Source organism: Streptococcus oralis (assembly GCF_001075875.1).
Lineage (GTDB): Bacteria > Bacillota > Bacilli > Lactobacillales > Streptococcaceae > Streptococcus > Streptococcus oralis_I.
In genome coordinates this window covers 25,857-51,796 of sequence record NZ_JUOS01000134.1, presented here as the reverse complement: position 1 = coordinate 51,796, position 25,940 = coordinate 25,857, and the positions used below count along the sequence as shown (strand labels likewise).

The 25,940-nt window shown below is 40.6% G+C and carries 21 protein-coding genes, 1 other RNA gene and 1 pseudogene; 22 read left to right on the top strand and 1 reads right to left on the bottom strand.

Annotation, left to right across the window (positions count from 1 at the left end; all coding sequences use genetic code 11):
• Nucleotides 1-67 precede the first annotated feature (67 nt).
• Nucleotides 68-415: a transfer-messenger RNA gene (gene ssrA, locus ADM33_RS10675) on the bottom strand.
• Nucleotides 416-620: 205 nt separating this feature from the next.
• On the opposite strand from ssrA, the gene recJ reads away from it, so the two are divergent.
• The 22 genes and pseudogenes from recJ (at nt 621) to dnaJ (ending at nt 25,918) form a co-directional block, all read left to right on the top strand.
• Nucleotides 621-2,846, top strand: a complete 2,226-nt coding sequence (gene recJ, locus ADM33_RS07920; RefSeq protein ID WP_049504332.1) for a single-stranded-DNA-specific exonuclease RecJ — start codon at nt 621-623, stop codon at nt 2,844-2,846.
• A gap of 553 nt (nt 2,847-3,399) precedes the next feature.
• Nucleotides 3,400-5,061, top strand: a complete 1,662-nt coding sequence (locus ADM33_RS07910) for a ribonuclease J (protein WP_049504327.1) — start codon at nt 3,400-3,402, stop codon at nt 5,059-5,061.
• Between the two features lie 65 nt (nt 5,062-5,126).
• Nucleotides 5,127-5,906, top strand: a complete 780-nt coding sequence (locus ADM33_RS07905) for an alpha/beta hydrolase (RefSeq protein WP_049504326.1) — start codon at nt 5,127-5,129, stop codon at nt 5,904-5,906.
• Nucleotides 5,907-6,036: 130 nt separating this feature from the next.
• Nucleotides 6,037-7,257, top strand: coding sequence for an aminoacyltransferase (locus ADM33_RS07900; protein ID WP_049494141.1), 1,221 nt, complete (start codon nt 6,037-6,039; stop codon nt 7,255-7,257).
• Between the two features lie 4 nt (nt 7,258-7,261).
• Nucleotides 7,262-8,428 (top strand): annotated as a pseudogene (locus ADM33_RS07895) (peptidoglycan bridge formation glycyltransferase FemA/FemB family protein).
• 119 nt (nt 8,429-8,547) lie between these two features.
• Complete coding sequence (locus ADM33_RS07890; RefSeq protein ID WP_049494142.1) at nt 8,548-9,249, top strand: M57 family metalloprotease; 702 nt, start codon at nt 8,548-8,550, stop codon at nt 9,247-9,249.
• A 69-nt stretch (nt 9,250-9,318) separates the two neighbouring features.
• Nucleotides 9,319-11,145: an excinuclease ABC subunit UvrC gene (uvrC, locus tag ADM33_RS07885; RefSeq protein WP_049504324.1), complete on the top strand. Its 1,827-nt coding sequence runs from the start codon at nt 9,319-9,321 to the stop codon at nt 11,143-11,145.
• 68 nt (nt 11,146-11,213) lie between these two features.
• Nucleotides 11,214-12,164, top strand: a complete 951-nt coding sequence (gene rsmH / locus ADM33_RS07880) for a 16S rRNA (cytosine(1402)-N(4))-methyltransferase RsmH (protein ID WP_049504322.1) — start codon at nt 11,214-11,216, stop codon at nt 12,162-12,164.
• A 9-nt stretch (nt 12,165-12,173) separates the two neighbouring features.
• Nucleotides 12,174-12,491, top strand: coding sequence for a cell division protein FtsL (gene ftsL, locus ADM33_RS07875; RefSeq protein ID WP_000229661.1), 318 nt, complete (start codon nt 12,174-12,176; stop codon nt 12,489-12,491).
• 3 nt (nt 12,492-12,494) lie between these two features.
• A complete protein-coding gene (gene pbp2X / locus ADM33_RS07870; protein ID WP_049504320.1) occupies nt 12,495-14,750 on the top strand; it encodes a penicillin-binding protein PBP2X in 2,256 nt (751 codons plus the stop codon).
• A 1-nt stretch (nt 14,751) separates the two neighbouring features.
• Nucleotides 14,752-15,732, top strand: coding sequence for a phospho-N-acetylmuramoyl-pentapeptide-transferase (gene mraY / locus ADM33_RS07865; protein WP_049504319.1), 981 nt, complete (start codon nt 14,752-14,754; stop codon nt 15,730-15,732).
• Between the two features lie 129 nt (nt 15,733-15,861).
• Nucleotides 15,862-16,389, top strand: a complete 528-nt coding sequence (locus ADM33_RS07860) for an FUSC family protein (RefSeq protein WP_049504331.1) — start codon at nt 15,862-15,864, stop codon at nt 16,387-16,389.
• 75 nt (nt 16,390-16,464) lie between these two features.
• Complete coding sequence (gene glnR / locus ADM33_RS07855) at nt 16,465-16,821, top strand: transcriptional repressor GlnR (protein ID WP_000659543.1); 357 nt, start codon at nt 16,465-16,467, stop codon at nt 16,819-16,821.
• 35 nt (nt 16,822-16,856) lie between these two features.
• Nucleotides 16,857-18,203, top strand: coding sequence for a type I glutamate--ammonia ligase (gene glnA / locus ADM33_RS07850; RefSeq protein WP_049504317.1), 1,347 nt, complete (start codon nt 16,857-16,859; stop codon nt 18,201-18,203).
• Between the two features lie 120 nt (nt 18,204-18,323).
• Nucleotides 18,324-18,644 carry a PadR family transcriptional regulator gene (locus tag ADM33_RS07845; protein ID WP_000423982.1) on the top strand — a complete coding sequence of 107 codons (321 nt, stop codon included), beginning with the start codon at nt 18,324-18,326 and terminating at the stop codon, nt 18,642-18,644.
• Complete coding sequence (locus ADM33_RS07840) at nt 18,644-19,219, top strand: DUF2812 domain-containing protein (protein WP_049504315.1); 576 nt, start codon at nt 18,644-18,646, stop codon at nt 19,217-19,219. The genes ADM33_RS07845 and ADM33_RS07840 overlap by 1 nt, the downstream gene beginning before the upstream one ends.
• Before the next feature lie 21 nt (nt 19,220-19,240).
• Complete coding sequence (locus ADM33_RS07835; RefSeq protein WP_049504314.1) at nt 19,241-19,753, top strand: DUF2812 domain-containing protein; 513 nt, start codon at nt 19,241-19,243, stop codon at nt 19,751-19,753.
• A gap of 161 nt (nt 19,754-19,914) precedes the next feature.
• On the top strand, nt 19,915-20,949 hold the full coding sequence (gene hrcA / locus ADM33_RS07830; protein ID WP_049504313.1) for a heat-inducible transcriptional repressor HrcA: 1,035 nt from the start codon (nt 19,915-19,917) through the stop codon (nt 20,947-20,949).
• A 26-nt stretch (nt 20,950-20,975) separates the two neighbouring features.
• Complete coding sequence (gene grpE, locus ADM33_RS07825; protein ID WP_049504312.1) at nt 20,976-21,491, top strand: nucleotide exchange factor GrpE; 516 nt, start codon at nt 20,976-20,978, stop codon at nt 21,489-21,491.
• 373 nt (nt 21,492-21,864) lie between these two features.
• Nucleotides 21,865-23,688: a molecular chaperone DnaK gene (gene dnaK, locus ADM33_RS07820; protein ID WP_049504311.1), complete on the top strand. Its 1,824-nt coding sequence runs from the start codon at nt 21,865-21,867 to the stop codon at nt 23,686-23,688.
• A gap of 189 nt (nt 23,689-23,877) precedes the next feature.
• Entirely contained in the window at nt 23,878-24,510 is a 633-nt protein-coding gene (locus ADM33_RS07815; RefSeq protein WP_049504309.1) for a DJ-1/PfpI family protein, read from the top strand.
• 271 nt (nt 24,511-24,781) lie between these two features.
• Complete coding sequence (gene dnaJ / locus ADM33_RS07810; protein WP_049504307.1) at nt 24,782-25,918, top strand: molecular chaperone DnaJ; 1,137 nt, start codon at nt 24,782-24,784, stop codon at nt 25,916-25,918.
• Nucleotides 25,919-25,940: the final 22 nt, after the last annotated feature.

Sequence of the window (25,940 nt, the reverse complement as noted above, 5' to 3'; positions counted from 1 at the left end):
CGCGGGGCTGGGACTACGAAATCGAGACTTTGTCTATCGATTTCTGTCCCACCGCCTTTTTAAAATATAATGGAGCCGGTGGGAGTCGAACCCACGTCCAAACACCTGCTAACATATTTGTCTACAACCATAGGTTATGTATTGTTTTAACAGCCCCTCGACACATAACTCAAGCCTAGAAACTGCGAGTCTATAAATCTCTTATCAAACTGCTAGACAAAGCTTGATCGTATCTCGCTAATAATAAGACCTGTCATTGAACACGAGCAATCCAAATCGGGTCACGCCTGCTGGTTTTTAGGCAGCTAGAGCGTAAGAAGTGTTATTTTTTGCAGTTATATTTAACTGAGCGTTTACGTCGCCACACGAGTCGCAAAATATGCCTCATAATGCCTGTCGAATCCGTAACGACCCCAAAAGACAATACAATTATTATACCTTATCTGAGGGGATATTGCAAAAATCAAGTAAAAAAAGAATGACACTTTGGCATGTATATGTTTTAAAAGTTACTGTTTAGAGCGATGAAGAGTCATCAAATTAGTTAGAAAATCAAGAGAAAAACTGAAAATCATGTTATAATAAAACGATAGAATCGTAAGAAAGAGTGGATGATTTTTTTGATAATTCCTACTTATAATTGGCAATTTGCTCCGCAAGTTGAGGATGCGGATTTTACAAAGATAGCTAAGAAAGCTGGTTTGGGACCTGAAGTAGCTCGTTTGTTATTTGAACGAGGCATCAAGGATGAGACTAGTCTGAAAAAATTTTTAGAACCTTCTTTGGAGGATTTGCATGATCCCTACCTTTTACATGATATGGAAAAGGCAGTGGAGCGGATTCGCCATGCTATTGAGCAAGGGGAACTGATTCTGATTTACGGGGACTACGATGCGGATGGGATGACTTCGGCTTCCATTGTCAAGGAAAGTTTAGAGCAGATAGGTGCTGAGTGCCTGGTCTATCTTCCCAATCGCTTTACAGATGGTTATGGTCCAAATGCCAGTGTCTACAAATATTTTATCGAACAGCAGGGTGTGTCTTTGATTGTGACGGTGGACAATGGTGTGGCGGGGCATGAAGCCATTGATTTGGCTCAGTCTATGGGAGTGGACGTCATTGTGACCGACCACCATTCTATGCCTGAAGTTTTACCAGATGCCTATGCTATTATTCATCCTGAACATCCAGGGGCGGACTATCCTTTCAAGCATCTAGCAGGTTGTGGAGTTGCTTTTAAGCTAGCTTGTGCCCTTTTGGAAGAAGTGCAGGTTGAGTTGTTAGACTTGGTTGCTATCGGTACAATTGCCGATATGGTCAGCCTGACGGATGAAAATCGTATCATGGTCCAATATGGTCTTGAGGTCTTGCGCAATACTCAACGAATGGGTCTGCAAGAAATGTTTGAAATCGCTGGGATTTCGAGTAGTGATGTGACAGAAGAAACGGTCGGTTTTCAGTTAGCACCACGTTTAAATGCCCTAGGACGCCTGGATGATCCCAATCCAGCTATTGATTTGTTGACTGGATTTGACGATGAGGAAGTGCATGAAATCGCCCTTTTGATTCATCAAAAGAATGAAGAACGTAAGGAAATTGTTCAGTCGATTTACGATGAAGCCAAAGGCATGGTAGATCCTGAGAGAAGTGTTCAAGTTTTGGCTAAAGAAGGCTGGAATCCGGGAGTTCTTGGAATTGTAGCTGGGCGCTTACTTGAAGAACTGGGTCAGACAGTCATTGTCTTGAATATCGAAGAAGGACGCGCCAAGGGGAGTGCTCGTAGCATTGAAGCAGTCGATATCTTTGAAGCCTTGAACCCGCATCGAGAACTATTTATCGCCTTTGGTGGTCACGCAGGCGCTGCAGGTATGACCCTTGAAGCGGATAAGTTGGAAGTCTTATCTGATCTTTTGGAAGCCTATATCCGAGAAAAAGGCGCAGATGCCCAAGGTAAAAACAATCTATTTTTAGATGAAGAACTGGATTTAGAGACCTTGAGTCTGGAGACGGTGAAAAGTTTTGAACGTCTAGCTCCTTTTGGGATGGATAACCAAAAACCTGTCTTCTATACTCGAGATTTTCAAGTTGAAAATGCTCGCGTTATGGGGGCTGGGAATGCTCATCTCAAGCTGAAAATTTCCAAAGGTGAAACCAGTTTTGAGGTGGTCGCTTTTGGTCAAGGGAAATGGGTGACTGAGTTCTCGCAGACCAAGCAACTGGAATTGGCGGTGACTCTCTCTGTCAACCAATGGAATGGACAAACCACCTTGCAGTTGATGATGGTTGACGCCCGTGTAGAAGGTGTCCAGCTTTTTAACATTCGTGGCAAGAATGCCCTGTTACCAGAAGGGGTAGCCGTTTTGGACTTTACACAAGAGTTACCTGATGTGACCTCTTGTTCTGCTATTGTCGTAAAAAATATCCCTGAGGATATATCCCTCCTTAAGAAAATCTGTCAGGAGCAGGAATTTTCAGCTCTTTACTTTAAAAATGATATAGCTAAGGCTTACTACTTGACGGGCTATGGCACAAGAGAGCAGTTTGCAAAATTGTATAAAACCATCTATCAGTTCCCAGAGTTTGATATTCGCTATAAACTCAAGGATTTGGCGGCCTATCTCAAGATTGAGCAAATCTTGTTAGTCAAAATGATTCAGATATTTGAAGAGCTTGGCTTTGTGACCATTGAAAATGGAGTCATGAGGGTGAATAAAGAGGCTGAAAAGCGTGATATAGCTGAGAGTCAGATTTATCAAAAGCTGAAACAAACTGTTAAAGATCAAGAGATTATGGCTCTTGGAACAGTTCAGGAAATCTATGATTTCTTAATGGAAAAAAGTGAATAGAGATAGAAAGAGTTGGCTTGCTGACTCTTTTTGTTTGATGTCAAGTGGAAGTTAGTTGAAGTAGAAAATGGAGAAAGAAGTGGAAAAGAAATTCCTGATAGATTACAAACCCTAACAGGGAAAAGGATTGAAGTGAGTTTATCTTTGTTCAGGGGATGCTTTTGGATATGTATGATTTTTGTGATAAGAGATAAAGTTGCTTGCCATGATGATTTTTATTAGAAGCTTATGTCTAAAGGTATGTGATATAAAGGTTGATGAGGGAGAGATGTTGGGAGCAAAGAGACCTGCTGTGGCCGAGAAGTACTTGTTAATCTTGTCGAAGTAGTTGAAGATTCGAGGTAATCTGACGGCTTAGTCGGAATTTAGCCATCTTGTAATTATAAGATAAAAACAGATGGTTGAAGTCGGATTATCTGTGAGATTCATTTTGAAAATTAGTAAAAAAATGGTATAATGAATGGAAAAGATTCGGCTGAAAGTGAATTGGACTTTCAGAAAAAGAGAGCATTTAAAGCTCTACAAACAGTTGAAGTGACTATTCGGAGGAAAAATGAATACTATTAAACTAACAACACTTGGGGGTGTACGTGAAAATGGTAAAAACATGTACATCGCAGAAATTAACGACTCGATTTTTGTATTAGATGCAGGTTTGAAATATCCTGAAAATGAACAGTTGGGTGTCGATGTCGTTATTCCCAATATGGACTATTTGTTTGAAAATAGCGACCGTATTGCTGGGGTTTTCTTAACACACGGGCATGCGGATGCGATTGGCGCCCTTCCTTATCTCTTGGCAGAAGCTAAGGTTCCTGTATTTGGCTCAGAGTTGACCATCGAACTGGCTAAACTCTTTGTTAAGGGAAATGACAGCGTCAAGAAATTTGATGATTTCCATGTGATTGATGAAAATACAGAGATTGATTTTGGTGGAACGATAGTGTCCTTCTTCCGTACAACCCACTCTATCCCAGAAAGTTTGGGTGTTGTTTTGAAAACATCTGAAGGCAACATCGTCTATACAGGGGATTTCAAGTTTGACCAAACGGCTAGTGAATCTTACGCCACTGACTTTGGACGTTTGGCAGAGATTGGTCGCGAAGGGGTCTTGGCTTTGCTTAGTGACTCAGCAAATGCAGATAGCAATATCCAAGTAGCTAGTGAAAATGAAGTTGGTGTAGAAATCACGCAAACCATTTCTGACTGGGATGGACGTATCATCGTTGCTGCAGTTGCAAGTAACCTTTCTCGTATCCAGCAAGTTTTTGATGCAGCTGCGGAGACAGGGCGCCGTGTTGTCTTGACAGGATTTGACATTGAAAATATCGTCCGTACAGCGATTCGCTTGAAAAAATTGTCTCTAGCAAGTGAAAATCTTTTGATTAAGCCAAAAGATATGTCTCGTTTTGAAGACCATGAATTAATTATCCTTGAAACTGGACGCATGGGTGAACCCATTAACGGCCTACGCAAGATGTCTATTGGTCGTCACCGTTATGTTGAAATCAAAGAAGGTGACCTAGTTTATATCGTTACAACACCATCAATCGCCAAGGAAGCAGTGATGGCACGTGTAGAAAATATGGTTTACCAAGCAGGTGGAATTGTCAAACCAATTACTCATAGCTTGCGTGTGTCAGGACATGGGAATGCGCGTGATTTGCAATTGATGATCAATCTCTTGCAACCTAAGTATCTCTTCCCAATCCAAGGAGAATACCGTGAGTTGGATGCCCATGCCAAGGCTGCTATGGCAGTTGGTATGTTGCCGGAACGGATTTTTATCCCTAAAAAGGGAACAACCATGTCTTATGAGCATGGAGACTTTGTTCCATCTGGTGCAGTTACAGCAGGCGATGTCTTGATTGATGGGAATGCCATCGGAGATGTCGGTAATGTCGTTCTTCGTGACCGTAAGGTCTTGTCAGAAGATGGAATTTTCATCGTGGCTATCACTGTTAACCGTCGCGAGAAGAAAATCATTGCTAAAGCTCGAGTGCACACGCGTGGATTTGTCTATCTCAAGAAGAGCCGTGATATCTTGCGTGAAAGTACAGAGCTAGTCAATCAAACAGTAGAAGACTATCTACAAGGTGAAGACTTTGATTGGGCCGAACTCAAAGGTAAGGTACGTGATCATTTGGCCAAGTTCCTCTTTGACCAAACCAAACGTCGTCCAGCTATCTTACCAGTAGTCATGGAAGCAAAATAGGATCAAATAGCAAGAGAAAGTCGAGTTTCGGCTTTTTCTTATCTTAAACGAATAAGGAGCAAGTTATGGCAGTAATGAAGATTGAGTATTACTCAGAAGTTTTAGATATGGAGTGGGGAGTGAATGTTCTCTACCCAGATGCGTCTCGGGTTGAGGAGCCAGATTCTACGGATATTCCTGTCCTCTATCTCTTACATGGGATGTCAGGAAATCATAATAGCTGGCTCAAACGGACTAATGTAGAGCGCTTGGTGCGAGGGACTAATCTAATTGTTGTCATGCCAAATACAAGTAATGGCTGGTACACAGATACTCAGTATGGCTATAACTACTGTACAGCTTTAGCAGAAGAACTGCCTAAAGTGCTCAAACGCTTCTTCCCTAATATGTCTAGCAAGCGTGAAAAAACTTTTATCGCTGGCCTTTCAATGGGAGGCTACGGTTCCTTCAAGTTGGCTTTGTCAACCAATCGTTTCTCACACGCAGCTAGTTTTTCTGGTGCTCTTAGTTTCGAAGAGTTTTCTCCAGAAAGTCAAAATCTTGGAACGCTTGCTTACTGGCGAGGAGTTTTTGGCAAGCTTGATAACTGGGAAACTAGTCCTTATTCACTTGAAACCCTTGCTAACAAGTCAGACAAGAAGACCAAGCTTTGGGTTTGGTGTGGCGAGCAAGATTTTTTGTATGCTGCCAATAACCTAGCGGTGAAGAACCTCAAAAGGCTTGGTTTTGATGTGACCTATAGCCATAGTGCAGGAACTCATGAATGGTATTATTGGGAAAAACAATTGGAACGGTTTTTGGCTACACTGCCGATTGATTTTGTTTTGGAAGAGAGATTGAGCTAGTTTTTTATCGATAAAATAATATAGACTATTTCTCTAAGGTTAAAAATGAAAATGAGAGTTTATTTTCACTAGACTTTTTAATTGAAAGTAGTAAAATAGTAATGAGATACTAGGTGAAAGAGAGTGAGATATGTATCGTTATCAAATTGGTATTTCTTCGTTAGAGCATGATCGATTTATCGAACAACATGAGTTGGTCAATATATTACAAAGCAGTGCCTGGGAAAAAGTGAAATCTGATTGGAATCATGAGAGACTTGGTGTTTATGAAGGGAAAACATTACTGGCTGTGGCTAGTATTCTCATTAAGTCTCTGCCTTTGGGGTATAAAATGTTTTATATTCCAAGAGGTCCCATATTGGATTATAGGGATACAGAACTTTTAAAGTTTGTCCTGCAGTCTATTAAGTCTTATGCTCGCAGTAAGAGAGCGGTTTTTGTGACTTTTGACCCAAGTATTTGCCTATCTCAAAGTTTAATCAATCAGGAAAAGACAGAATATCCTGAAAATTTGGCTATTATTGATAGTTTGCAACAAATGGGAGTAAGGTGGTCAGGAAAAACGGAGGAAATGGGAGACACTATTCAACCTCGTATTCAGGCGAAAATATACAAGGAAAATTTTGAAGAAGATAAACTTTCTAAGTCAACAAAACAGGCTATTCGAACAGCGCAAAATAAGGGAGTAGAGATCCAATTTGGTGGAACTGAATTATTAGCGCCTTTTTCCTTTTTGATGAAAAAAACCGAGAAGCGAAAAGAGATTCATTTGAGGAATGAAGATTATTATAAAAAATTGTTAGATAATTTTAAGGACAAGGCCTATATCACGTTGGCAACCTTGGATGTCTCTAAACGTTCGCAAGAATTAGAAGAACAGTTAGCGAAAAATAGAGCCTTGGAAGAGACGTTTACTGAGTCGACTCGCACTTCAAAAGTAGAAGCGCAGAAGAAGGAAAAAGAACGTTTGTTAGAGGAATTGACTTTCTTGCAGGAATATATAGATGCAGGTCAAGCAAGAGTTCCTTTAGCAGCTACCTTGACTTTAGAATTCGGACAAACTTCTGTCAATCTATATGCTGGTATGGATGATGTTTTTAAACGTTATAATGCACCAATTTTAACTTGGTATGAAACAGCTCGCTATGCCTTTGAGCGAGGTATGGTGTGGCAAAATTTAGGTGGTGTTGAAAACTCTCTCAATGGTGGACTTTATCATTTTAAGGAGAAATTTAATCCAACGATTGAAGAATACTTGGGTGAATTTACAATGCCCACTCATCCTCTCTATCCTCTGTTAAGACTTGCTCTTGATTTCCGTAAAACATTAAGAAAAAAACATAGAAAGTAAGTACATGGCACTAATTACACTCACGAAAGAAGAGTTTCGTACTTACTTCTAATCAGGTTTCTTCTCGTTCCTTTATGCAATCTGTCCAGATGGGTGATTTGATAGAAAAAAGAGGAGCTCAAATTGTTTATCTTGCTTTAAAACAAGAAGGAGAAATTCAAGTTGCAGCTCTGGTTTATAGCTTGCCTATGCTAGGTGGTCTGCATATGGAGCTCAATTCGGGGCCGTTTTATACCCAACAAGATGCCCTTCCAGTTTTTTATGCGGAGTTAAAAGAATATGCCAAGCAAAATGGTGTATTAGAGTTGCTTGTAAAACCCTATGAGACCTGTCAAGCTTTTGACAGTGATGGGAAGCCAATAGATGAAGAAGAAAAAGTATTATCCAAGATTTGTGTAATTTAGGCTACCAATTTGATGGTTTGCCAACCGGTTATCCTAATGGCGAAGTTTTTTGGCATTTTATCAAAGATTTGGAGGGTTACGATGAGAAATCTTTGCTGAAATCCTTTAATAAAAACAGTATTCGAAATATTCAATCAGCATATGATTTTAATCTGATTGTAAGAAATATAGAACGAGATGAAATTTCGAAATTCAAACAAATTATTGAAGAAACAGGGAAAAGACAAGGGTTTAAGGATAAGAATTTAGATTATTACTGTAAATTGTATGATGCTTTTGAGGACAAGGCGGCTTTTCTAATTGCTGAAGTGAATCCTAAAAAATCAATCGAAGCTCTCGATGTGAAGCAGGCTGGTCTTGATGAAAGATCAAAGCAATTTAAACAGCAATATCAAGCTTTACAAAAGAAAAAAGATCTTTTGAGGAACTTGGATAGTGAATCTGACAACATTGCTTTAGCTTGTGCTTTAATCATTTACACAAATACGTAAGTAGCATATTTGTTTGGAGGCTCATTTACAGAGTATCAGAAGTTTTCTGCTCCGTTTTTGCTTCAATATCATGCAATGAAGCAGGCTCTGGAAAGAAAAATTGGCAAATACAACTTTCTGGGTATTCAAGGGATTTTTGATGGAAGTAATGGCGTATTACGATTTAAGCAGAACTTTAATGGTTATATTGTGAGAAAGGCAGGAACTTTCCGATATTATCCAAATCCAATCAAGTTTAAGTGTTTACAATTTTTGAAAAAAATAATCGGAAGATAAGTGAACAAAGTGGTTTTAGTTTTCTTTCAGCTTACTAGAGTAAAATAAGGAATCTATCTTTAGAATGGGAATCCATGGCTTAAAGATGGGTTCTTATTTTTTTAGAAAGGTGGGCAATTATGGGCTGGATTATTCGTGTGTTATGTCGATTTTTACTAGGGATTTTTCGCATTTTTTGGCGCCTTATATGGACGCTTATCTTCTTCATTCTCATCACTTTTGGGATCCTCTGGTATGTGACAGGTGATTTACCTGCTACTTTAAATCAAGTTAGCAAAGTGGTCCAAGTCGGCCAAGCAGGTTGGCAACAATGGCAAGAAACTGGCACGTTGCAAGGTTTGTCTCAGACAGATCATCATCAAGATTCAGGAGCAAAATGGTCAAAGGCGCAAGCAACTATCTATATTGATTCTCAAATGGATGCCACTTTCCAAAAGGCCTACCTTGAAGCTATTGCCAACTGGAACCAGACTGGTGCTTTTAATTTTGAGCTTGTAACCGAACCGGACCAGGCCGATATTTTCGCTACTGAAATGAATGATGGTTCGACAGCTGTAGCAGGTGAGGCGGAGAGTCAGACAAATCTCCTAACCAAACAATTCATTTCAGTGACCGTTCGCTTGAATCATTATTATTTATCCAATCCAAACTATGGCTATACCTATGATCGTATCATGCATACAGCAGAGCATGAACTAGGTCATGCGATTGGTTTGGAACATACCAATGAAGTTTCGGTTATGCAACCAGCAGGCTCTTATTATGGAATCCAAGCTCAAGATGTAAAAGAAGTTCAAGAACTATATGAGTCTGGAGAATAAGTGATTTTCTAAGGGAACTGGAGCTCTCTGATTTAAGCAATACAGGGCGCTTTTTGCTATAATGGAACTATGAATAACTTAATTAAATCAAAACTGGAGCTCTTGCCGACTAGCCCTGGTTGTTACATTCACAAAGATAAAAACGGCACTATCATTTATGTAGGGAAGGCTAAAAATCTGCGCAATCGGGTGCGGTCCTACTTCCGTGGGAGCCATGATACTAAGACAGAAGCCCTGGTGTCTGAGATTGTGGATTTTGAGTTTATTGTCACGGAGTCTAATATTGAGGCCCTTCTTTTAGAGATTAATCTCATCAAGGAAAACAAGCCTAAGTACAATATTATGCTCAAGGATGATAAGTCCTATCCTTTCATCAAAATCACCAATGAGCGCTATCCTCGCTTGATTATCACCCGTCAGGTCAAGAAGGACGGAGGACTCTACTTTGGTCCCTATCCGGATGTGGGCGCGGCCAATGAAATCAAACGGCTATTGGATCGGATTTTCCCTTTTCGCAAGTGTACCAACTCGCCCTCTAAAGTCTGTTTTTACTACCACATCGGGCAATGTATGGCCCACACCATCTGTCAGAAAGATGAGGCCTATTTCAAGTCTATGGCTCAGGAGGTTTCTGACTTCCTAAAAGGACAGGATGACAAAATCATCGATGATCTCAAGGGTAAAATGGCAGTGGCAGCCCAAAGTATGGAGTTTGAACGTGCAGCGGAATACCGTGATTTGATTCAGGCTATTGGCACCCTTCGGACTAAGCAACGAGTCATGGCTAAAGACCTCCAAAACCGTGATGTATTTGGTTACTACGTGGATAAGGGTTGGATGTGTGTTCAGGTTTTCTTTGTCCGTCAAGGTAAACTGATTGAACGCGATGTCAATCTCTTCCCTTACTACAACGATCCAGACGAGGATTTCTTGACCTATGTGGGGCAATTTTACCAGGAGAAATCTCACCTGATTCCCAATGAAATCCTGATCCCTCAAGATATTGACGAAGAAGCTATCAAGGCTTTGGTGGATACAAAGGTTCTCAAGCCCCAACGAGGGGAGAAGAAGCAACTGGTTAATCTGGCTATCAAAAACGCTCGTGTTAGTTTAGAGCAGAAGTTTAATCTGTTAGAGAAATCAGTTGAAAAGACTCAAGGAGCTATTGAAAATCTTGGACGACTTCTACAAATTCCAACCCCAGTCCGTATCGAGTCTTTTGATAACTCTAATATTATGGGGACTAGTCCAGTCTCTGCCATGGTTGTTTTTGTTAACGGAAAACCGAGCAAGAAGGATTACCGTAAGTATAAAATCAAGACTGTGGTCGGACCAGATGACTATGCAAGTATGCGAGAGGTTATTCGTAGACGTTATGGACGAGTCCAGCGTGACGGTTTGACACCACCAGATTTAATCGTCATCGATGGTGGTCAGGGTCAGGTCAATATCGCTAAACAGGTCATTCAAGAAGAGTTGGGGTTAGATATTCCGATCGCAGGCCTGCAAAAGAATGACAAGCACCAAACCCATGAATTGCTCTTTGGAGACCCACTTGAGGTGGTAGAGTTGTCTCGCAATTCTCAAGAATTTTTCCTCCTGCAACGCATTCAGGATGAAGTCCACCGCTTTGCCATTACCTTCCACCGACAACTACGTTCTAAAAATTCCTTCTCCTCTCAATTGGATGGAATTGAAGGCTTGGGTCCCAAACGCAAGCAGAATTTGATGAAATATTTCAAATCTCTGACAAAAATCAAGGAAGCCAGTGTGGATGAGATTGTCGCTGTTGGTATACCAAGAGCAGTGGCAGAGGCAGTTCATCATCACCTGAATCCAGAAGTAGACTCAGGGCTAGCTCAAGTAGCTGAGAAGCCTGTCGAGTATAAGGAATAAAGCAACAGTGGAATGTTTTAGCTTTAGCGAGTGCAAGCTAGTCAGAATTGTGGTAAAATAGATAAGATATGACTAAAGAATTTCATCATGTAACGGTCATGCTCCATGAAACTATTGATATGCTTGATGTGAAACCTGACGGTATTTACGTTGATGCGACCTTGGGTGGAGCAGGCCATAGCGAGTATTTATTAAGTAAACTAAGTGAAAAGGGGCATCTCTATGCCTTTGACCAGGACCAGAATGCCATTGACAATGCCCAAAAACGTCTGGCACCTTATATCGAAAAAGGAATGGTCACCTTCATCAAGGATAATTTCCGTCATTTGAAGGACCGCTTACATGACTTAGGTGTGACTGAAATTGATGGAATTTGTTATGATTTAGGTGTGTCAAGCCCGCAGTTAGATCAGCGTGAACGTGGTTTTTCCTATAAGAAGGATGCACCACTGGATATGCGCATGAATCAGGAAGCTAGTTTGACCGCTTATGAAGTCGTTAATCACTACGACTACCATGATTTGGTAAGAATCTTTTTCAAATATGGAGAAGATAAGTTTTCCAAGCAGATCGCTCGGAAGATTGAACAGGCGCGTGAGTTGAAACCGATTGAGACAACGACTGAATTATCCGAGATTATCAAGTCTGCTAAGCCTGCCAAGGAACTCAAGAAAAAAGGTCATCCGGCCAAGCAAATTTTCCAAGCCATCCGTATTGAGGTCAATGATGAACTTGGGGCTGCAGATGAGTCCATCCAACAAGCTATGGAATTACTAGCAGTGGATGGAAGAATCTCAGTCATTACCTTTCATTCGCTGGAAGATCGCTTGACCAAGCAATTGTTCAAGGAAGCTTCAACAGTGGAAGTGCCAAAAGGCTTGCCTTTCATCCCAGATGATCTTAAGCCCAAGATGGAATTAGTCTCTCGCAAACCGATTTTACCAAGCAAGGAGGAGTTGGAGGCCAATAATCGTTCCCACTCAGCCAAGCTACGAGTAGCTCGAAAAATTCACAAGTAAGGGGATAAAATGGTAGAAAAAAGAGAAACGACGAGCCAATTACTACAAGCTCGTATCAAGAGATTTTCACGTGTTGAGAAGGCTTTTTACCTTTCGATCGCCATTACAGCCCTTGTCTTAGCCATCAGTGTTGTTTATATGCAGACTAAGCTCTTGCAAGTCCAGAGTGAACTAACGACTGTTAATGCTCAGATTGAAGAAAAGAAGACAGAGCTGGATGATGCTAAGCAAGAAGTCAATGAATTGATCCGTTCAGAGCGTCTGACAGGAATTGCGGATTCGCAAGAACTGCAACTGAATAATGAAAATATCCGATCGGCGGAGTAGTATATGAAAACCTGGAAAGAAAAAATAGTACACTTTGCCATTAAGAATCGCAAATCTCCCCTTGAAAACCGCAGACGAGTTGGGAAGAGCCTTAGTCTCTTAGCCGTCTTTCTCTTTGCTGTTTTTTTGGTTAACTTTGCGGTGATTATTGGTACGGGGAAGAAGTTTGGCGTTGACCTGGTCAAAGAAGCCAGTAAGGTTCACCAAACGACTCTAACAGTTCCTGCTAAGAGGGGAACCATTTATGATCGTAATGGAACTCCGATTGCAGAAGATGCAACCTCCTACAATGTTTATGCGGTCATTGATAAGGATTATAAGTCTGCGAATGGAGATATTCTATATGTTGAGGAATCTCAGTACAATAAGGTAGCCGAAATTTTCCATAAGTACTTGGATATGGAGGAAACCTACGTTAAAGATCAACTCTCTCAACCAAATCTCAAACAGGTTTCCTTTGGTGCTAAAGGAAATGGGATTACCTACGCTAATATGATGTCCATTAAACAGGACTTAGAAGCTGCCAAGGTCGAGGGTGTCAATTTTACCACTAGTCCCAATCGAAGTTATCCAAATGGAAAATTTGCTTCATCCTTTATTGGTTTAGCCCAGTTACATGAAAATGAAGATGGCACGAAAAGTCTAATTGGGACATCTGGTATCGAGAGTTCCTTAAATAGTTTATTGGCAGGGACAGATGGTATTATTACATACGAAAAAGACCGTCTAGGTAATATTGTTCCTGGTACAGAACAAGTCACCCAACAGACCGTAAACGGGAAAGACGTCTATACGACCCTATCTAGTCCTTTGCAGTCCTTTATGGAAAGTCAAATGGATGCCTTCCAAGAAAAACTAAAAGGCAAGTATATGACAGCAACCTTGGTCAGTGCTAAAACAGGGGAAATTCTTGCAACGACGCAGAGACCAACCTTCGATGCTGATACTAAGGAAGGGCTGACTAAGGACTTTGTTTGGCGTGATATCCTCTATCAAAGTAACTATGAGCCGGGGTCAACCATGAAGGTTATGACGCTCGCTGCTGCTATTGATAATAACACTTTCCCAGGAGGAGAAGTTTTCAATAGCAGTGAATTAAAAATAGCGGATGCGACGATTCGAGATTGGGATGTTAATGCTGGTTTGACTACTGGTAGGATGATGACTTTCTTACAAGGTTTCGCTCTCTCCAGTAATGTTGGAATGAGTCTACTTGAACAAAAAATGGGAGATGCTACTTGGTTGGATTATCTCAATCGCTTTAAGTTTGGGGTGCCGACGCGTTTTGGTCTGACTGATGAGTATTCAGGTCAATTGCCTGCAGATAATATTGTCGATATTGCCATGAGTGCATTTGGTCAGGGGATTTCTGTAACGCAGACCCAGATGCTACGTGCTTTTACAGCCATTGCGAATGACGGAGTTATGTTAGAACCAAAGTTTATTAGCGCCCTTTATGATCCAAATGATCAGTCAGTTCGGAAGTCGCAAAAAGAAGTTGTGGGTAATCCTGTTTCTAAAGAAACGGCTAGTTTGACTAGGGAAAACATGATTTTGGTTGGTACAGACCCTATTTATGGGACCATGTATAATCGTAATGATAATAAACCAGTAATTACTGTTCCTGGTCAGAATGTTTCTGTCAAATCTGGAACAGCTCAAATTGCCGATGAGCAAAACGGAGGATATTTAGTTGGGAAAACCAATTATATCTTTTCTGTAGTAACCATGCATCCTTCTGAAAATCCTGATTTTATTCTTTACGTAACAGTTCAACAGCCAGAACACTTTTCTACACCTTGGTTTGGAGAATTTGCTAATCCTATTCTTGAACGAGCTTCTGCCATGAAAGATATTTTAAATCTTCAATCAACTGCTAAGAATTTAGACCAAATAACTACTACAACTAGTTATGCTATGCCTAGCATTAAGGACTCTAGCCCTGGAGATTTAGCTGAAGAACTCCGTCGTAACCTTGTACAACCAATTGTTATCGGTTCGGGAACAAAAATCAAAGAAAGCTCTGTAGCAGAAGGAACCAATCTAGACGCAAATCAGCAAATCTTACTCCTTTCAGATAAGGTAGAAGAGATGCCTGACTTATATGGCTGGTCTAAGAAAAATGTTGAAACCTTTGCCAAATGGCTGAATCTTGAAGTTGAGTTTGAAGGCACAGGAGAAACTGTTAAAAAGCAAAGTGTTCGTTCTAATACAGCTTTAAAAGATTTACAGAAAATAAAAATAACATTAGGAGATTAGAATGCTTATTTCTATCTTTGCTGGAGTGATTGCCTTTATTCTAACAGTCATAGGAATTCCAGCCTTTATCCGTTTTTACCATAAAGCACAGATTACCGGTCAACAGATGCATGAGGATGTCAAACAACACCAAGCAAAAGCTGGGACACCAACAATGGGAGGACTCGTCTTTCTCCTAGCAGGAGTTTTAGTTAGTCTGGTCCTTGCTCTCGTGACTAATCAATTAACCAATAATGTCGGAATGATCCTCTTTGTCCTGGTCTTATATGGTTTGGTCGGTTTCTTGGATGATTTCCTCAAGGTTTTCCGCAAAATCAATGAAGGACTCAATCCTAAACAGAAGCTTTTGCTTCAGTTGGTCGGAGGGGTTATCTTCTATTTCTTCTATGAAAGAGGAGGAGATATCTTAAATGTATTCGGTTTTCCCTTGCATTTAGGTGTTCTTTATATTCTCTTTGCCCTCTTCTGGTTGGTCGGTTTTTCAAATGCAGTTAATCTGACTGACGGAATCGATGGCTTGGCAAGTATTTCGGTGGTGATTAGCCTATCTGCCTATGGAGTCATTGCCTATGTGCAAAATCAGCTTGATATCTTACTAGTGATTGTAGCTATGATTGGTGGTCTTCTTGGCTTCTTTGTCTTTAACCACAAGCCTGCTAAAGTTTTCATGGGAGATGTTGGTAGCCTAGCTCTTGGAGGGATGTTGGCGGCTATTTCCATGGCGCTACACCAAGAATGGACGTTACTCTTGATTGGTTTGGTCTATGTTTTTGAAACCACATCTGTTATGATGCAAGTCACCTACTTTAAGTTGACTGGAGGAAAACGTATCTTCCGTATGACACCAGTTCATCACCATTTTGAGTTGGGTGGTTTTTCTGGGAAAGGTCAAGCTTGGAGTGAGTGGAAGGTCGACTTCTTCTTCTGGGGAGTGGGCTTGCTCGCTAGTCTCTTGACTTTAGTTTTCATGTATTTGTTCTAAAAAGAGAGTGTGAAATTATCAGATAGAGAAGGATTAAGTTCCTTCTCTTTTCTATTTCCATCAGTTTATTGCATCCCCTTCTCAAAAATAGGTAAATTTATGGTAAAATGGAAATAGAAAGTTGAAATGATGAGTTATTTTAAAAAGTATAGATTTGACAAATCCAAGTTTAAGTTAGGGATGCGAACTTTCAAGACAGGGATCGCTGTTTTTTTAGTTCTCATGATTTTTGGTTTTTTTGGTTGGAAAGGACTTCAGATTGGAGCCCTGACTGCAGTGTTTAGTTTGAGAGAAGACTTTGACAAGAGTGTTCATTTTGGTACTTCTCGTATTCTCGGAAATAGTATCGGTGGTTTTTATGCGCTGATGTTCTTTCTCTTGAACAACTTTTTTCATGGAGCCTTTTGGGTAACTCTCCTTGTGGTTCCGATTTGCACCATGTTAACCATTATGACAAATGTTGCAATGAACAATAAAGCAGGTGTTATCGGTGGAGTTGCGGCTATGTTGATTATTACCTTATCAATTCCAAGCGGTGAGACAGTTTTGTACGTGTTTGCCCGAGTTTTTGAAACCTTTATGGGTGTTTTTGTAGCAATTCTTGTAAATTACGATATTGATCGTTTACGGAGTATTTTATTGAAAAAAACAAAATAATGTCACAAGATATAACATTATTGATTGACGATTGAATTTTTTTAGACTATAATAGACAGAAAGAAGGAAGTGTACATGAAGGAAAAAGAATTTCGTCGCAATATGGCAGTTTTTCCAATTGGTAGTGTTATGAAACTGACCGATCTTTCGGCGCGCCAAATTCGTTATTATGAAGACCAGGAATTGATTAAGCCTGATCGTAACGAGGGCAATCGTCGTATGTATTCTTTGAATGACATGGATCGATTACTTGAGATTAAAGATTATATCTCTGAAGGTCTTAACATTGCTGCCATCAAGAAAAAATATGCTGAACGTGAGGCGAAGTCTAAGAAACCAGTGAGTCAAACTGAAGTACGAAGAGCCCTTCGGAATGAAGTTCTCCAACAAAGTCGCTTCGCTTCTCAACAATCACCTTTTGGTCGCGGTTAGGCAACCGCAAGTCGTCATATATAAGGAGAAAAACCATGCCAATCACAGCTGCAGATATTCGTCGTGAAGTTAAGGAAAAAAATGTAACCTTTATCCGTCTCATGTTTTCAGATATTTTGGGAACTATGAAAAACGTCGAAATTCCTGCTACAGATGAACAACTAGACAAGGTCTTGTCAAATAAGGCTATGTTTGATGGATCTTCTATTGAAGGGTTTGTTCGTATCAACGAATCAGATATGTACCTCTACCCTGACTTGGACACTTGGACAGTCTTTCCTTGGGGAGATGAGAACGGTAGTGTCGCAGGATTGATCTGTGATGTCTATACAACAGAAGGGGAACCATTTGCAGGAGATCCTCGTGGAAACCTCAAACGTGCTCTTCGTCACATGGAAGAAGTTGGATTCAAATCTTTCAACCTTGGACCAGAGCCAGAATTCTTCCTATTTAAGCTTGATGAAAATGGAGATCCAACTCTTGAGGTGAATGACAAGGGCGGTTATTTTGATTTGGCGCCTACAGACCTTGCGGATAATACCCGTCGTGAAATTGTTAACGTCTTGACCAAGATGGGATTTGAGGTAGAAGCAAGTCACCACGAAGTTGCCGTAGGTCAACATGAGATTGACTTTAAGTATGATGAAGTTCTTCGTGCTTGTGACAAGATTCAAATCTTTAAACTTGTTGTAAAAACAATTGCGCGTAAACATGGTTTGTATGCAACCTTTATGGCTAAACCTAAATTTGGTATCGCTGGTTCAGGAATGCACTGCAATATGTCCTTGTTTGATGATGAAGGGAACAACGCTTTCTTTGATCCAAATGATCCAAAAGGAATGCAATTGTCAGAAACAGCTTATCACTTCCTTGGTGGTTTGATCAAGCACGCCTACAACTACACAGCTATCATGAACCCGACCGTTAACTCATACAAACGTTTGGTTCCAGGCTACGAAGCGCCGGTTTACATCGCTTGGGCTGGTCGTAACCGTTCACCACTTGTCCGCGTTCCTGCTACTCGTGGAATGGGAACACGTTTGGAATTGCGCTCAGTAGACCCAATGGCAAATCCATATATCGCAATGGCTGTTCTTTTGGAAGTTGGTTTGCACGGTATCGAAAACAAAATCGAAGCACCAGCGCCAATCGAAGAAAACATCTATATCATGACTGCAGAAGAGCGTAAAGAGGCTGGTATCACAGACCTTCCATCAACTCTTCACAACGCTTTGAAAGCTTTGACAGAAGACGAAGTGGTTAAAGCAGCTCTCGGTGAACACATCTACACTAGCTTCCTTGAAGCCAAACGAATTGAGTGGGCAAGCTATGCAACCTTCGTTTCACAATGGGAAATTGACAATTACCTAGATCTTTACTAATGATAAATCAGAAAGATTGTCCGTGAGGACGATCTTTTTTTTCTTGCAAATTATATCGAGATGTGATATATTTTATATAACGAGGTGCGATATATCGAACTAAATAGGAGGACTGATTAAATGGAATTAACAGATAAGATTAGGCGTGTCTACCTTCCCATGACTGAAACGGGTTTTTATATTCTATTCTGTCTGCAAAAGGAGAACCATGGCTATGGTATTACTCAAAAGGTCAAAGAGATGACAGATTCACAGGTTTCCATTAGTCCTGGGACCATGTATGGAACCCTGTCAAAGATGGAAAAGGATGGTTTGGTTTCCTTTGTCCGAGAAGAGGAAAAACGAAAAATCTATCAGATAACAGACTTGGGTCGAAAAGTTTTAGAGATTGAGTTGAAACGTATTGAGCGACTCTATAGAAACAGTCGGGAGGAGCTTTGATGGAAAAGAAAGTTGTTTATAGAATTGCTACCATTGCGGATTATGATAGAGAGGCTCTCTATCTCAGAGAAATGCATGCTCAAGGCTGGAAACTTAAGGAAGCAAGTTACTCTAACTTAGTAGTTGCGGTTAAGTATACTTTTGAAAAGTGCCAACCGGAGCAGGTGGTTTATCAGTTGGACTTTTATCCTATGAAAAAATCAGAAAGAGCTTCCTATTTACAACTATTTAAAGATTGTGGGTGGGAACATATTACAGACTTTAATGGTTTTTCCTACTTTAGAAAGCTTTATTCTGGAGTTGAGTCGGATGTCGAGTTTGAAATTTATAATGATGCGGCCGGGAAGTTAGCAATGGTCAAGAAGATTTTAACAATGCGGATGCTTCCTATTTTGCTTCTCTTTTCAGCGCTACTACCGATTTTCTCAAAGTTACTCAGTGGAAGAAGTTATTTCAGTGGGGGAATGTTTTTGATTGTTATCATAGACTGTACTTTATTGATAGTTTTCACGATTCAGATTTCTTATATTTTTTGGAGATTGTTTCAAAAGTGGAAAGAATTATCTGATAAATAAAACCATTTTGGAGGTCACACAATGAATAGCAAAGTACAATTTCGAATGTTTACCATTTTTGATTTGGATAAGGTAGAAGATTATTTACATGAGATGCATCTGAAAGGTTGGAAATTTAAATCGAATCGTTTTGGCTTTTTCTATTTTGAGCAATGTCGACCAGATGATGTGATGTACCGTGTGTGGAATACTAGCTACCTTAGAAAGAATGAGGTAGATTTACAAAGTATTAAGGATAGAGGATGGGAATTTGTGGAAAATTGTTCTTATACTGTTTTTCGAAAAGCAACTTGTGATATAGATTCAAATAATCAATCTTTCATGGACAATCGTCTTCGATGGGCTGATGTGAAATCTAGACTTCGTACATCTACAGTTTCTATCTCTGGCGGTCTAGTTATTTGTATGAGCTTGTTTCGTGAAAGTCTCTCTCAATCTTTCTTCCTTGTTTTTGCCCTTTATGCCCTCATGATTTCCTATCTAATCTATAGTTTTTATAGACTTAAAAAGAAATATCTTGAGAATGTAAGATGATTTTCTAGGTCCTCAGACTGATTTTTAGCACTCTTGGTAAAAGAGTGCTAATTTTTTGAGTTTTTGTCTTGACATTCTTTTCTAAGGGTGTATAATAGAATCATAAGTTAGCACTTGGATGTGTCGAGTGCTAAAAAGATCTATCAGAGAGGAGTGACGAGATGGTTACGGAACGTCAGCAGAGTATTTTAAATCTGATTATTGACATCTTTACCAAAACGCACGAACCTGTTGGATCCAAAGCCTTGCAAGAGTCTATCAACTCTAGTAGTGCTACCATTCGAAATGACATGGCGGCTTTAGAAAAGCAAGGTTTGCTTGAAAAGGCACATACTTCCAGTGGTCGGATGCCGAGTGTGGCTGGTTTTCAATACTATGTCAAACACTCCTTATCCTTCGACCGTTTAGCCGAGAATCAAGTTTATGAGATTGTAAAAGCCTTTGATCAAGAATTCTTCAAGCTAGAGGATATTCTTCAAGAGGCAACGAAAATTTTGTCAGACTTGAGTGGTTGTACGGTTGTAGCGCTGGATGTCGAACCAAGTAGGCAGAAGCTGACAGCTTTTGATATTGTTGTCCTCGGGCAACATACAGCTCTTGCTGTTTTTACGCTTGATGAGTCTAGAACAGTTACCAGTCAGTTTTTGATTCCGAGAAATTTCTTGCAGGAGGATTTAAATCGCCTCAAGACCATGATTCAAGAACGTTTCTTGGATCAGACTGTTTTGGATATTCACTATAAGATTCGGACAGAGATTCCGCAGATTATCCAACGTTATTTCACAACGACGGACAACGTTATGGATCTCGTCGAACATATCTTCAAAGAAATGTTCAATGAAAATATCGTAGTTTCTGGCAAAGTCAATCTTCTGAATTTCGCAAATCTAGCGGCCTATCAATTTTTTGACCAGCCACAAAAGGTAGCTTTGGAAATTCGAGAGAATCTGATTGGCGACCAGATGCAAAGTGTCCGAGTTGCGGATAGCCAAGAATCCTGTTTAGCTGACTTAGCAGTGATTAGCAGTAAGTTCCTGATTCCCTATCGTGGATTTGGAATCCTTGCGATTATAGGTCCCGTTAATCTGGATTATCAACAATTGGTCAATCAACTCAATGTAGTTAATCGAGTTTTGACTATGAAGTTGACGGATTTTTACCGCTATCTCAGCAGTAATCACTATGAAGTGAATTAAGATTGAAATCATTAAAGGAGGCGAAAATGGCCCAAGATATTAAAAATGAAGAAGTAAAAGAAGAGGAAGTTGTGGAAACAGCTGAAGAAACAATTCCTGAAAAGTCTGAATTGGACTTGGCCAATGAACGTGCCGAAGAATTTGAAAATAAATACCTTCGTGCTCATGCAGAAATGCAAAACATTCAGCGCCGTGCCAACGAAGAGCGCCAACTCTTGCAACGCTATCGCAGTCAAGATTTGGCAAAAGCAATCTTGCCATCACTTGATAACCTCGAACGTGCCCTTGCCGTCGAAGGATTGACAGATGATGTGAAGAAGGGCTTGGAAATGGTCCAAGAAAGTTTGGTACATGCTCTGAAAGAAGAAGGAATTGAAGAAATTCCAGCGGACGGTGAATTTGACCATAACTACCATATGGCTATTCAAACAGTTCCAGCTGATGATGAGCATCCAGCAGACACCATCGCACAAGTCTTCCAAAAAGGCTACAAACTCCATGACCGCATCCTAAGACCGGCTATGGTAGTTGTCTACAACTAGGCAATTCTGACGGTAGCTAAAGCAACTCGTCAGAAAACGGCAATCGCTATGGCGTTTGCCTAGCCTCCTTACTAACTCGTCGTTGAAATAAAATCGATTTCGACTTCTCGTGTCGCAATTTAAATAATAGAAAACTTGTCCGAAACGACACTAAACTATGAAAGAATGATAAAAAGCAAGCCTCCGGCTTGCAAGGAAGATATTTCCCGCCGTGGTGAAAGTTTCAGTAGCTTGTGCTACTGAAACAGGGGATTTTTGAGACAATAGGCTCAAAAATAAGTGATGAAATCCCGAAGGGAGTTGCTCACGTCCCCACCACTTAAGGGGAAATATCAAAAAGAAAAAAAGAAGATAAATTTAAGGAGAAAAACACATGTCTAAAATTATCGGTATTGACTTAGGTACAACAAACTCAGCAGTTGCAGTTCTTGAAGGAACTGAAAGCAAAATCATCGCAAACCCAGAAGGAAACCGCACAACTCCATCTGTTGTGTCATTCAAAAACGGTGAAATCATCGTTGGTGACGCTGCGAAACGCCAAGCAGTCACAAACCCAGATACAGTCATCTCTATCAAATCTAAGATGGGTACTTCTGAAAAAGTTTCTGCTAACGGCAAAGAATACACTCCACAAGAAATCTCAGCGATGATTCTTCAATACTTGAAAGGTTACGCTGAAGAATACCTTGGTGAAAAAGTAACCAAGGCTGTTATCACAGTTCCAGCTTACTTCAACGATGCTCAACGTCAAGCAACTAAAGACGCTGGTAAAATCGCTGGTCTTGAAGTAGAACGTATCGTCAACGAACCAACTGCAGCAGCTCTTGCTTACGGTTTGGACAAGACAGACAAAGAAGAAAAAATCTTGGTATTCGACCTTGGTGGTGGTACATTCGACGTATCTATCCTTGAATTGGGTGATGGTGTCTTTGATGTATTGGCAACTGCAGGGGATAACAAACTCGGTGGTGATGACTTTGACCAAAAAATCATCGACCACTTGGTAGCAGAATTCAAGAAAGAAAACGGTATCGACTTATCAAACGACAAGATGGCTCTTCAACGTTTGAAAGATGCAGCAGAAAAAGCGAAGAAAGACCTTTCTGGTGTCACTTCAACTCAAATCAGCTTGCCATTTATCACTGCTGGTGAGGCTGGACCTCTTCACTTGGAAATGACCTTGACTCGTGCTAAATTCGACGATTTGACTCGTGACCTTGTAGAACGTACAAAAGTTCCAGTTCGCCAAGCTCTTTCAGATGCAGGTTTGAGCTTGTCAGAAATCGACGAAGTGATCCTTGTCGGTGGTTCAACTCGTATCCCTGCCGTTGTTGAAGCTGTTAAAGCTGAAACTGGTAAAGAACCAAACAAATCAGTTAACCCTGATGAAGTAGTTGCTATGGGAGCTGCGATCCAAGGTGGTGTCATCACTGGTGATGTCAAAGACGTTGTCCTTCTTGACGTAACACCATTGTCACTTGGTATCGAAACAATGGGTGGAGTATTTACAAAACTTATTGATCGCAACACTACGATTCCAACATCTAAATCACAAGTCTTCTCAACTGCAGCAGACAACCAACCAGCCGTTGATATCCACGTTCTTCAAGGGGAACGCCCAATGGCAGCAGATAACAAGACTCTTGGACGTTTCCAATTAACAGATATCCCAGCTGCACCTCGTGGTATCCCACAAATCGAAGTTACATTTGACATCGATAAGAACGGTATCGTATCTGTTAAAGCCAAAGATCTTGGAACTCAAAAAGAACAAACAATTGTTATCCAATCGAACTCAGGTTTGACTGATGAAGAAATCGACCGCATGATGAAAGATGCAGAAGCAAACGCTGAAGCAGATAAGAAACGTAAAGAAGAAGTTGACCTTCGTAACGAAGTTGACCAAGCTATCTTTGCGACTGAAAAGACAATCAAGGAAACTGAAGGAAAAGGCTTCGATGCAGAACGTGATGCTGCACAAGCTGCCCTTGATGATCTTAAGAAAGCTCAAGAAGACAACAACTTGGACGACATGAAAGCAAAACTTGAAGCATTGAACGAAAAAGCTCAAGGACTTGCGGTTAAACTCTACGAACAAGCCGCAGCAGCGCAACAAGCTCAAGCAGGAGCAGAAGGTGCACAAGCAACAGGAAACGCAGGCGATGACGTCGTAGACGGAGAGTTTACGGAAAAATAACTCGTTAAGAATGACTAATCACTAAAGTGATTGTCATTCTACGGCAATCGCTATGGCGACTTGCCTAAACGCCTTACTAGTTCTAAAACAAAGTATAATCGACTTTGTTTTAGAACGTCGTAATGATAGGAAGAAATCCAGAGGTTGCAACCCAGCCTCTGTTTTTCGGTAAAATAGAGGATGTTGCGTATGAAAAAAGTACTTTGTATCATTTATCCTAATTTTTCTCTTTATGAGATAACCACTTTAACAAGTACTTTAGCCCTGTCTTTTGACGTAACAATTGATTATGTGGCTTCAGAACATTCGATAGTTATATCTGAGGATGGCTTGCCCTGTCAACCGATCAAAACATTGGATCAAATCCGTATAGAAGAGTATTCTTGTGTGATTTTGCCAGGAATGGTTAACATTGGACCTGCTCTACAGGATGAAAAATTGATATCGTTTTTGAGGGGGCTTGGTGAGCAAGATGTCTTAATTGCAGCTATTTCTTCAGCCCCCCTTTTATTAGCCAAAGCAGGCTTGTTGAAGGACACGAAATTTACAGGTGGAATTTGGCAAAACTTCTTTGACTATTTTGAATTTCTTCCACGTGAGAATTTCCAACCGAAAGTTCTTGTGCAAGATAAACAGATCATTTCGGCTATAGGATTCGCACATCAAGAGTTTGCAAGAAAAGTAATTCTTAGTCTAGGTTTGGCAGAAAATACGGGCAACTATTTTAAAGAAAAAAACGAGTACTCTGAAGAGGATTTGATATTTACTCTATCAGATGAAGAGTTTGATCAAGTGAAGCGAAGTATAGAAAACACCCTCTAAAGATTTACATGAAAATTATAGAAAGGAACAAAGAGTGTTTGGGGAATTGTAGCCGAGCTCTGAAGTTTCTTACTCAATATAAAAGAAAGGAATTGAACCCGACCTACATCGAGGTTTGATTTACAACATCAATAGAAAGGAACAAATGTGTTCGCAACTGAACACGGGCTACGGACTGTGCCAAAAAGATAGTTTTTTCTAGGACGTAAGCGTCCGTCGTCAAAACTCCTATTTTGCCTGTGTCCGTTTAACGCCCTTTGTATCTTGAATTATGAACAATACTGAATTTTACGACCGTTTGGGCGTTTCGAAAAATGCATCTCAAGATGAGATCAAGAAAGCCTATCGGAAATTATCTAAAAAATATCACCCAGATATCAACAAGGATCCTGGTGCTGAGGACAAGTACAAGGAAGTTCAAGAAGCTTATGAAACTTTGAGCGATGAACAGAAACGTGCTGCCTATGACCAATACGGTGCTGCTGGTGCCAATGGTGGTTTTGGTGGTGCTGGCGGTTTCGGAGGCTTCGACGGAGCAGGTGGCTTTGGCGGATTTGAAGATATCTTCTCCAGCTTCTTTGGTGGTGGCGGTGCATCACGTAATCCAAACGCCCCTCGTCAAGGTGACGACCTCCAGTATCGCGTTCATTTGACTTTTGAAGAAGCTATTTTTGGTACAGAAAAGGAAGTCAAATACAATCGTGAAGCAAGCTGTCGTACTTGTAATGGGTCTGGTGCTAAACCTGGAACAAGTCCAGTTACTTGTGGACGCTGTCATGGTTCAGGTGTGATCAATGTTGATACCCAAACACCTCTCGGTATGATGCGTCGCCAAGTAACCTGTGATGTCTGTCATGGCCGTGGTCAAGAAATCAAAGATCCATGTACAACCTGTCATGGAACTGGTCATGAAAAACAAGCCCATAGCGTACACGTAAAAATCCCTGCTGGTGTGGAAACAGGTCAACAGATCCGCCTAGCTGGTCAAGGTGAAGCAGGATTTAACGGTGGACCATATGGTGACTTGTACGTGGTGGTTTCAGTTGAAGCTAGTGATAAGTTTGAACGTGAAGGAACCACTATCTTCTACAATTTGAACCTCAATTTTGTTCAAGCAGCACTTGGTGATACAGTAGACATCCCTACAGTTCATGGTGATGTAGAATTAGTCATTCCAGAAGGAACTCAGACTGGTAAACGATTCCGTCTACGTGGTAAAGGTGCGCCTAGCCTTCGTGGTGGTGCCCTTGGTGACCAATACGTGACTGTCAATGTCGTGACTCCAACAGGCTTGAACGAACGACAAAAAGCAGCCTTGAAAGAATTCGCAGCTGCAGGTGATCTAAAAGTCAATCCAAAGAAAAAAGGCTTCTTTGACCATATTAAAGATGCCTTTGAAGGAGAATAAAGCATAAAGTAAAAAGAGCCTT

Bases quoted from the DNA above. Each gene is read 5' to 3' on its own strand.
- ADM33_RS07910 (WP_049504327.1), top strand. From the start codon at position 3,400: ATGAATACTATTAAACTAACAACACTTGGGGGTGTACGTGAAAATGGT.
- ADM33_RS07905 (WP_049504326.1), top strand. From the start codon at position 5,127: ATGGCAGTAATGAAGATTGAGTATTACTCAGAAGTTTTAGATATGGAG.
- ADM33_RS07900 (WP_049494141.1), top strand. From the start codon at position 6,037: ATGTATCGTTATCAAATTGGTATTTCTTCGTTAGAGCATGATCGATTT.
- ADM33_RS07890 (WP_049494142.1), top strand. From the start codon at position 8,548: ATGGGCTGGATTATTCGTGTGTTATGTCGATTTTTACTAGGGATTTTT.
- uvrC (WP_049504324.1), top strand. From the start codon at position 9,319: ATGAATAACTTAATTAAATCAAAACTGGAGCTCTTGCCGACTAGCCCT.
- rsmH (WP_049504322.1), top strand. From the start codon at position 11,214: ATGACTAAAGAATTTCATCATGTAACGGTCATGCTCCATGAAACTATT.
- ftsL (WP_000229661.1), top strand. From the start codon at position 12,174: ATGGTAGAAAAAAGAGAAACGACGAGCCAATTACTACAAGCTCGTATC.
- pbp2X (WP_049504320.1), top strand. From the start codon at position 12,495: ATGAAAACCTGGAAAGAAAAAATAGTACACTTTGCCATTAAGAATCGC.
- mraY (WP_049504319.1), top strand. From the start codon at position 14,752: ATGCTTATTTCTATCTTTGCTGGAGTGATTGCCTTTATTCTAACAGTC.
- ADM33_RS07860 (WP_049504331.1), top strand. From the start codon at position 15,862: ATGAGTTATTTTAAAAAGTATAGATTTGACAAATCCAAGTTTAAGTTA.
- glnR (WP_000659543.1), top strand. From the start codon at position 16,465: ATGAAGGAAAAAGAATTTCGTCGCAATATGGCAGTTTTTCCAATTGGT.
- glnA (WP_049504317.1), top strand. From the start codon at position 16,857: ATGCCAATCACAGCTGCAGATATTCGTCGTGAAGTTAAGGAAAAAAAT.
- ADM33_RS07845 (WP_000423982.1), top strand. From the start codon at position 18,324: ATGGAATTAACAGATAAGATTAGGCGTGTCTACCTTCCCATGACTGAA.
- ADM33_RS07840 (WP_049504315.1), top strand. From the start codon at position 18,644: ATGGAAAAGAAAGTTGTTTATAGAATTGCTACCATTGCGGATTATGAT.
- ADM33_RS07835 (WP_049504314.1), top strand. From the start codon at position 19,241: ATGAATAGCAAAGTACAATTTCGAATGTTTACCATTTTTGATTTGGAT.
- hrcA (WP_049504313.1), top strand. From the start codon at position 19,915: ATGGTTACGGAACGTCAGCAGAGTATTTTAAATCTGATTATTGACATC.
- grpE (WP_049504312.1), top strand. From the start codon at position 20,976: ATGGCCCAAGATATTAAAAATGAAGAAGTAAAAGAAGAGGAAGTTGTG.
- dnaK (WP_049504311.1), top strand. From the start codon at position 21,865: ATGTCTAAAATTATCGGTATTGACTTAGGTACAACAAACTCAGCAGTT.
- ADM33_RS07815 (WP_049504309.1), top strand. From the start codon at position 23,878: ATGAAAAAAGTACTTTGTATCATTTATCCTAATTTTTCTCTTTATGAG.
- dnaJ (WP_049504307.1), top strand. From the start codon at position 24,782: ATGAACAATACTGAATTTTACGACCGTTTGGGCGTTTCGAAAAATGCA.